This window comes from Xanthomonas sp. F1 (genome assembly GCF_014199855.1).
This window is the reverse complement of sequence record NZ_JACHOK010000019.1, coordinates 1-9550: the sequence shown is the minus strand read 5'-3', so window position 1 is coordinate 9550 and position 9550 is coordinate 1. Positions and strand designations below refer to the sequence as shown.

Annotated in this window: 1 protein-coding gene; it reads left to right on the top strand. The window is 66.5% G+C overall.

Features of this window, described 5'->3' with window-relative positions:
- The coding region (locus GGR71_RS20815) for a non-ribosomal peptide synthetase (RefSeq protein WP_184452286.1) at positions 1–9550 on the top strand (9550 nt) is incomplete at both ends.

The following is a 9550-nucleotide window of genomic DNA, read 5'->3' as shown; positions in this document are numbered from 1 at the left end:
CCAACGGCGGGCGTGGCTCAGGTGATCGTGGACGATCCTGCGCTGGCCCTCCAGCCGGCACACGATCCGGTCGTGGCTGGCCTGAGTGCACGGCATCTTGCCTACGTGATCTACACCTCCGGCTCCACCGGACGGCCCAAGGGGGTGATGATCGAGCATCGGCAGCTGGTGGCGTCGACCCTGGCCAGAGCGAACGCCTATGCCGGGTACGAGCGCTTCCTGCTGTTGTCGTCCATTGCCTTCGACAGCTCGGTTGCCGGTATCTTCGGCACCCTGCTCGCGGGCGGTACGCTGGTGGTCCTGGAGGGCGATGCTGGGCATGAACCGGAGGCACTCGCGCGTGCCATCGATCGGCATCGCATCACCACGCTGCTTTGCGTGCCGTCGCTGGCACGCCTGATCCTCGAGCGGCTGGAAGAGAGCCACGAGCGAAGCCTGAAGGACATCATCGTGGCGGGCGAGGTCTGCCCTCCCGAGCTGCAGAGGATGACGGAGCGCTTCGTTCCGGAGCTTGCGCTGTACAACGAGTATGGCCCCACCGAAACCACCGTGTGGGCGACGCTCCATCGTACCCAGGTTGGCCTGGTACGCGATCCGATGCCCATCGGCCGGCCCATCGCCAACACGCAGGTCTACGTGCTGGACGCGCAGGGTCAGCCGGTGCCGATCGGGGTGATCGGTGAGCTGTACATCGGCGGTGCCGGTGTGGCACGTGGCTACTTGAACCGCCCGGAGCTGACCGCCGAGCGTTTCCTGGCCGATCCGTTTGCGTCCGATCCCGACGCCCGCATGTACCGCACCGGCGATCTGGGGCGCTGGCGACCGGACGGCAACATCGAGTATCTGGGGCGCAACGATTTCCAGGTGAAGGTGCGTGGGTTCCGCATCGAGTTGGGAGAGATCGAGGCGCGGCTGGCGGCGTGCACGGGCGTACGCGAGGCGGTGGTGCTGGCACGTGAGGATGTGCCGGGCGACAAGCGACTGGTGGCCTATGTGGTGCCGCAGCAGGGGCATGCCTTGGTAGTGGTGGAGGTGCGCCAAGCGCTGTTGCAGGCGCTGCCCGAGTACATGGTGCCCAGCGCGTTCGTGATATTGGAGACCTTGCCGCTGACGCCCAATGGCAAGCTGGATCGTCAGGCATTGGCGGCGCCGGATCGGGCGGCGTTGGCCAGCCGCGACTACGTGCCGCCGCTGGGCGAGATCGAGCAGTCGCTCGCTACGATCTGGCAGGAATTGCTCGGCTTGGAGCGTGTGGGCCGGCACGATCACTTCTTCGAACTGGGTGGACATTCCTTGCTGGCCGTCCGGCTGGTGACGCGCTTGCGCGCGACGCGGAATGTGGAACTTGCCGTGGGCAACGTATTCGTCGCACCGACGTTAGCTGCCCTGGCCACCGTCATCGCCGCGGCGAGCCGGGCGTCGCACGCGATCATTCCGTCGACCGATCGCGCCGGACCGCTGCCATTGTCATGGGCACAGCAACGGCTCTGGTTCCTGGACCAGCTCGACGCGGCGGCGGGGGCGGCCTACCACATCCCGACGGCGCTGCGGCTGAGCGGTCAGCTGGACCTCGCCGCGCTGCAGGCGAGCCTGGACCGGGTGGTGGCACGGCACGAAAGCCTGCGCACCACCTTCGTCAGTGTGGAGGGTGAACCGCAGCAGGTGATCGCGCCGCCCGACAGCGGCTTTGCATTGACCCTCCACGATCTGCGTGGGTTGGATGCCGTCGCCCAAGCTGCGGCGGTCACCGAGCTGCGCCTGGCCGAGGCACGCGCGCCATTCGACCTGGCGCAGGGGCCGCTGATCCGCGGTCGCCTGTTGGCCTTGTCCGCGCAAGAGCACGTGCTGCTGGTGACCCAGCACCACATCGTCTCCGATGGCTGGTCGATCGGGGTGCTGGTGCGCGAGGTCAGCGCGCTGTATGCGGCGTTCCTGACCGGTGCGCCCGATCCCTTGCCGGCGCTGCCGGTCCAGTACGCGGACTATGCCGCGTGGCAGCGAAGCTGGCTGCAGGGCGACCTGCTGCAGGAACAGATCGCCTTCTGGCGCGAACAGTTGCGGGACGCGCCGGCGTTGCTGGAACTGCCGACCGACCGACCGCGCCCAGCCATGCAGCGCTACGCGGGCGACCGCATTCCGGTTCGTGTGGACGTGGGCCTGGTCAGCGCATTGCATGCCCTGTCGCAGCGTCATGGCGCCACCTTGTTCATGACCCTGCTCGCCAGTTGGTCGGTGCTGCTGGCGCGCTTCAGTGGTCAGGACCAAGTCGTGATAGGCAGTCCCGTAGCAAACCGGCAGCGGGCCGAGATCGAGCCGCTGGTGGGCTTTTTCGTCAATACGCTGGCATTGCGGGTGGATCTGCGGGAAGACCCGAGCGTGGCAGCGCTGCTGGCGCAGGTCAGGACAACGACGCTCGCAGCTTATGCGCATCAGGACTTGCCGTTCGAGCAAGTGGTCGAAGCACTTCAGCCAGCGCGCAGCCTGAGCTACAGCCCGGTGTTCCAGGCGATGCTCGGTCTGAACAACACGCCCACGGACGGCGAACTGGCGTTGCCTGGAGTGAGCTTGGCGGTGCTGGACAATCCGCAGAACACCGCGCAGTTCGATCTCGCCCTGTCGCTGAGTGAAGTGGCGGGTGCCCTGGCAGGTGAGCTGACCTATGCCACAGATCTGTTCGATCGCCAGACCATGGAGAGGTTGCTCGGCTGCTGGATGTCCGTGCTGAACGCCATGGTGGCGGACGACCAGCAGACGGTTTGCCGATTGCCCATCCTGCCGGACGCCGAGCGCGAGACGCTGCTGGTCCGGTTCAATGCCACGCAGACGGAGTATCCGTATCGGCAACCGGTGCATGCGGAGTTCGAGGCGATGGCCGTGCGGCAGCCCGATGCCATCGCGGTGGAACACGGGGAGCAGCGACTGACCTATGGCGCATTGAACCGGTGCGCCAACCGGCTGGCGCATCGCCTGATCGCGCTGGGGGTGCGTCCGGACGACCGCGTCGCGATCTGCATGGAGCGTTGCACGGAACTGGTCGTCGCCGTGCTCGGCGTACTCAAGGCGGGTGGGGCTTACGTTCCTCTGGACCCCGCCTATCCTGCCGAGCGCCTCGCCTACCTGCTGCAGGACAGTGCGCCATCCGTGGTGGTGACACAGCCATCCGTGGTACTTCCGCTCGCCGCTTCTGTGCCGCGTTTGCATCTGGACACGCAGGGCCTGGAAGAACTGACGGGGCAATCCGAAAGCGACCCCTTGCCGCAGGGAATGGGAACCCACCACCTTGCCTATGTCATCTACACCTCGGGCTCGACGGGCCAGCCCAAGGGTGTCGCGATGCCGCATCGGGCGCTGCGCAACCTGTTGGCATGGCAGGAAGGAGCCGACTCGGGTGCCTGCTTGCCCCAGCGTGTCCTGCAGTTCTCTGCGCTGGGATTCGATGTCGCGTTCCAGGAAATCTTCCACACTCTGGGCACGGGCGGGTGTCTGCTGCTGGCGGACGAGGCGATCCGGCAGGATCCGTTCGAACTGTTGCGGTTCCTCCAGGCGCAGCAGGTGCAGCGGATCTTTTTGCCCTTTGTCGCGTTGCAGGGCCTGGCCGTTGCGGCGCAGCAGTCCGGAACCGCGATGCCGGCACTATGCGAGGTAGTGACAGCCGGCGAGCAGTTGTTCGCCAATCCGGCGATTCGAGCATTCTTCCACGCGAACCCAGGTTGCCGGCTGCACAATCACTATGGCCCGACGGAAACGCATGTGGTCACAGCGTTGACCCTGGTGGGGGAGCCGGCGAAGTGGCCGGCGCTGCCTCCGATAGGCAAGCCGATCGCGAATGTGCGCATTTACCTGCTGGATGCGCATGGCGCCCCGGTACCAATCGGTGTGACTGGCGAGCTGCATATCGGCGGAGACGCACTGGCGCGCGGTTACCTGCACCGTCCAGCGTTGACTGCGGAGCGATTCCTGGCCGATCCGTTCGTGGACAAGCCGCATGCGCGCATGTACCGCACCGGCGACTTGGGTCGCTGGCGGGCTGATGGCACCATCGAATACCTGGGCCGCAACGACTTCCAGGTGAAGGTCCGCGGCTTCCGCGTCGAGCTGGGAGAGATCGAGGCCAGGTTGGCAGCCTGCACCGGCGTGCGCGACGCTGCCGTGTTGGCACGCGAGGATGCGACCGGCGACAAGCGGCTTGTGGCCTATGTCGTGCCCGAAGCCAGCACCGCGCCATCGGCGAGCGCACTGCGAGAGGCATTGTCGCACGCGTTGCCGGAGTACATGGTGCCCAGCGCATTCGTGATGTTGGAGAGCTTGCCGCTGACACCCAACGGCAAGCTGGATCGCAGGGCCTTGCCGGCACCCGACCAGAAAGCGGTGGTCAGTCGCGCATACGCAGCGCCGCAGGGAGGACTGGAGCAGGCGATCGCCACGCTTTGGGAAGAACTGCTGTGCCTGGAACGGGTGGGACGACAGGATCACTTCTTCGAGCTCGGCGGACATTCGTTGCTGGCGGTGCGGCTGGTGACGCGACTGCGCGCGACGCTGGGTGTCGAGCTTCCGCTGCGCGAAGTCTTCGCTCATCCGGTGCTGGCGCCCTTGGCCGCGCGCGTGGCCGACGCGGGTACTGCGACCCAGGACACGATCGTGCCGGTGGACCGCAGCGGGGCGCTGCCATTGTCGTGGGCACAGCAACGGCTGTGGTTCCTGGATCAACTGGACCCTGCGGCCGGCGCTGCTTATCACATTCCCGTGGCGTTGCACCTGAGCGGTAGCCTGGATCGGGCGGCGCTGCAGTCCAGCCTCGATCGTCTGGTGGCGCGGCACGAGAGCCTGCGCACCACCTTCACCAGCGTGGAAGGGACACCGCAGCAAGTCATCGCCGCCGCGGATGTCGGTTTCCTGCTGATCTCGCATGACTTGCGTGCGCAGTCCGCCGTGGCGCAAGTCGCCGCGGTCGCCGAGCTCAGCACGAACGAAGCACGTGCGCCATTCGATCTGGCGCGCGGCCCCTTGATCCGCGGCAGGCTGCTGCAGCTCTCAGAACAGGAACATGTGTTACTGGTGACCCAGCACCACATCGTGTCCGACGGCTGGTCGATCGGGGTGCTGGTCGGCGAGCTCAGCACGCTGTACGCAGCATTCCGCCAGGGCGAGCCCGACCCTTTGCCGACGTTGTCAGTGCAGTACGCGGACTATGCCGCCTGGCAGCGGCGCTGGCTGCAGGGTCCGGTCCAGCAGGAACAGCTAGCGTTCTGGCTGGAGCACCTGCGCGATGCCCCGGCGCTGCTGGAATTGCCGACCGATCGGCCGCGGCCCGCGGTGCAGCGCTATGCGGGCGACGAAGTCGAGGTCCGCCTCTCCGTCGCCCGTGTCGCCGAGTTGCACGCTTTCTCGCGCCGGCATGGCGTTACCCTGTTCATGACATTGCTGGCCGCGTGGACGGCGCTACTGTCGCGCTTGAGTGGTCAGGAGGACATCGTCGTCGGTACCCCCGTGGCGAACCGCCAGCACGCCGAGATCGAGCCGCTGGTGGGTTTCTTCGTCAATACCCTGGCCTTGCGCGTGGGCGTACAGGCCGATCCCACGGTTGCCGAACTGCTTGAGCGGGTCAAGGCCGTGACGCTGGGAGCTTACGCGCACCAGGACCTGCCGTTCGAGCAGGTGGTTGAGGCACTGCAGCCCGAACGCAGCCTCAGTCACAGCCCGCTGTTCCAGGTGTCGCTGGATCTGCAGAACACGCCGCAGCAAGAGTTTCGTCTGCCGGGCCTGACCCTGGCGGCGCAGGAGAGTTGCAGCCCCACGTCGCAGTTCGACCTGTCATTGGCATTGCTGGAAGAGGGTGACGCCATTCGTGGGGTGCTGAAGTACGCGACCGATTTGTTCGACCGCGAGCGGATCGTGCGCCTGGCCAGCCATTTCGATCTCCTGCTGCAGGCGCTGGTCGGCGACCCGCAGTTGCGCGTCAGTGAATTGCCGCTGCTCACCGATGCCGAGCGCCACCAGTTGCTGGTGGCGTTCAACGACACGGCGAGGCCATATCCGCGCGATCTCTGCATTCACCATCTGTTCGAGGCGCAGGTCGCTGCGCAGCCACAGGCCATCGCGGTGGTGGACGACGGGCAGCAGCTGAGTTACGCCGAGCTCAATCGCCAGGCGAACCGCCTGGCGCATCGCCTGATCGAACTCGGCGTGAAACCCGACACGCGGGTCGCGATCTGCGCCGAGCGCAATGCATGGATGGTGATCGGCGTGCTGGGCATCCTCAAGGCCGGCGGCGCCTATGTGCCACTGGACCCGGCATACCCGGCCGAGCGCTTGGCCTACATCGTGGAAGACAGCCGTCCCCTCGTGCTGCTGACGCACGCCGGTCTCGACCACATCGCCCAGCGTGCCAGCTGCGGTCACGTGCAGATTCCGCTGCTGACGCTGGACCGGGACCGGACACTGGTGCAACAGCCGGTGCACGATCCGCTGGTCGCCGATCTGGCACCTGGCCACCTGGCCTACGTGATCTACACCTCGGGCACCACCGGCCTGCCCAAGGGCGTGATGGTCGAACATCGCGGCCTGGTCAACTACATCTTCGACGCCGTGCGCCTGTTCGGCATCGTGCCGAGCGATACAGTGCTGCAGCAAAATTCATTGAACTTCGACGTCTCGGTGGAAGAGATGTTCCCGGCCCTGTGCGGCGGCGCGACGTTGCTGCCGACCAGCCGCATCTTCGGCACGGGTGGCGAAGATGCGGGGCCGGTGCTGACCGTGGTGCATATCACTGCCGCGCATTGGCATACCCTGGTTAACGAGTGGCAACGCGACCCTGATAAGGCGCATCGTGACCTGCACCACCTGCGCCTGCTCAACGTTACCGGCGACGCGCTATCTACCCAGAAGCTGCAAGCATGGGATGCGCTGCGCCCTGCGTCGCTCAAGCTCATCAACACCTACGGGCCCACCGAGACCACCGTCACCTGCACGGCGGCCTATGTGCAGTACGACGCGCTGCACAAGACGATGGCCAGCGCGACGATCGGTCGGCCCGTGGCCAATACTCAGATCTACATCCTGGACGCGGCATTGCACCCCGTCCCGCTCGGCGTTGCCGGCGAGATCTACATCGGCGGCGACGGTGTCACGCGGGGCTATCTCAATCGCGATGCACTGACCGCCGAGCGCTATCTGCGAGATCCATTCAGCACGGTGCCGGGCGCGCGCATGTACAAGAGCGGCGATCGCGCGCGCTATCGCGAGGGCGGCCATATCGAGTTCCTGGGCCGCAACGACTTCCAGGTGAAGGTACGTGGATTCCGCATCGAACTGGGCGAGATCGAGGCAAGGCTGGCTGCGGCTGCCGGGGTGCGCGAAGCGGTGGTGGTCGCGCAGAAGGGAGCGTCCGACGAAAAGCGTCTGATCGCGTACGTGGTACCGCACGACGGTGTCGCGCCGACGGTGGGAGCCTTACGCGAAGCGTTGTCGAAAGACCTGCCGGACTACATGGTGCCCAGTGCGTTCGTGACACTGGAGGCGCTGCCGCTCACACCTAACGGCAAGCTGGATCGCAAGGCACTGCCGGCACCGGACGTCTCGGCCGTTGCCAGCCGCGTCTACGAGGCGCCGATGGGCGAGGTGGAGCAAGCCGTCGCGACGATCTGGCAAGAGTTGCTGGGCCTGGAGCAGATCGGGCGGCAGGACAACTTCTTCGAACTGGGCGGGCACTCGCTGCTGGTGATCGGCATGATCGAGCGATTGCGCAGGAGCGGGCTGAGCGCTGATGTGCGCAGCGTGTTCATGGCGCCGACGCTGAGCGCGCTGTCGGCACATCTGGCACAGGCGTCGCCGGCAATCGTGCGCGACCTCGTGCCCCACAACCTGATTACTCCATCGACCACTGCGATCGTGCCGGAGCTGCTGCCGCTGGTGAACCTGACCCAGGCGGAGATCGATCGCATCGTGGGCGGCGTGCCGGGCGGCACTTCCAATGTCCAGGATATCTACCCGCTGGCGCCCCTGCAGGAAGGCATCCTGTTCCATCACCTGCTGGAAAGCGGCAGCGGTGGCGACATCTACCTACTGTGCACGATGGTGGCCTTCGACGGCCGCGCGCGGCTGGACGCCTTCCTGGAAGCGTTGCAGCAGGTAATCGATCGCCACGACATCCTGCGCAGTGCGGTGCACTGGGAGGAACTGACCAAGCCGGTGCAAGTGGTGCAGCGCCGCGCGGTGTTGCCGGTTCACGAGCTGCTGCTGTCGGCGGATGCGCCGGCACAGGCGCAGCTGCTGGCCCTGACCGACCCGCGGCGGGTGCGGCTGGATCTGCGGCAGGCGCCGATCCTGGCGGCCTACGTGGCGCGCGACCCAGCCACGGGCGAGTGGCTGCTGGCCCTGCTGAACCACCACATCGTCTGCGATCACATCGCACAGGATCAGATCCTGTCGGAAATTCAGGCCGTCCTGCAGGGCCAGCAGGCCACGCTGCCGGCGCCGAAGCCGTATCGGGATTTCATCGCACGGACGCTAGCGGTGTCCGAGGCGGAGCACGAGGCGTATTTCCGCGCGCAACTGGGCGATGTGGACGAACCCACGGCGCCGTTCGGGGTGCTGGACGTGCAGGCGGAAAGCGCCGGCGAAGTGCACGAAGCACGCCTGCGGCTGGATGAGGCATTGGCGCTGCGGCTGCGCGAGGCGGCGCGGCAACAGGGGGTGACCCCGTCGGTGCTGTTCCACCTGGCCTGGGCACAGGTGCTGGCGCGGTGCAGCGGACGCGACGACGTGGTGTTTGGCACGGTGCTGTCGGGCCGCCTGCAGGAGACCGAAGGGACCGAACACGTGGTCGGGATGTTCATCAACACCCTGCCGATTCGCTTGCAGCTGGCGGAACTTGGCGTGGCCGAGGCGGTGCGTGAGACGCACCGTCGCTTGAGCGCGCTATTGCTCCATGAGCAGATGCCGCTGGCCGTGACACAACGTTGCAGCGGCATCCAGCCACCGCTGCCGTTGTTCACCGCCTTGCTCAACTACCGGCACAATTACGACCACGACAGCGCCGAGGCACAGGCATGGTCGGGCGTGCGGGTGGTGAGCGACGAGATTCGCACCAATTACCCGCTGACCATGTCGGTTGACGATTTCGGGCGAGGCTTCGCCCTGGTCGTGCAGTGCAGCGCCAGGATCGATCCGCAGCGCGTCGTCCATTACCTTGGTGCGGCCGTGATGGCCCTGGTTGCCGCACTCGAAACACAGCCCACCTCTGCGGTGCGCGCATTGCAGGTACTGTCGTCGTCCGAGCGGTCGCAGGTGCTGCACGGGTTCAATGCCACGCAGTCGGCGTACCCGCAGCAGGCCCTGATCCACGGCCTGTTCGCGGCGCAGGCGGCGCGACAGCCGGATGCCCCGGCGGTGGAGTACGACGGCCAGGTACTGAGCTACGGCGAGTTGAACCGCCGCGCCAACCGGCTCGCGCACCGCCTGATCGGCCTGGGCGTGCGCCCGGACGAGCGTGTCGCGCTGTGCACCGAGCGCAGCCTGGAGCTGGTGGTCGGCGTGCTGGGCATCCTCAAGG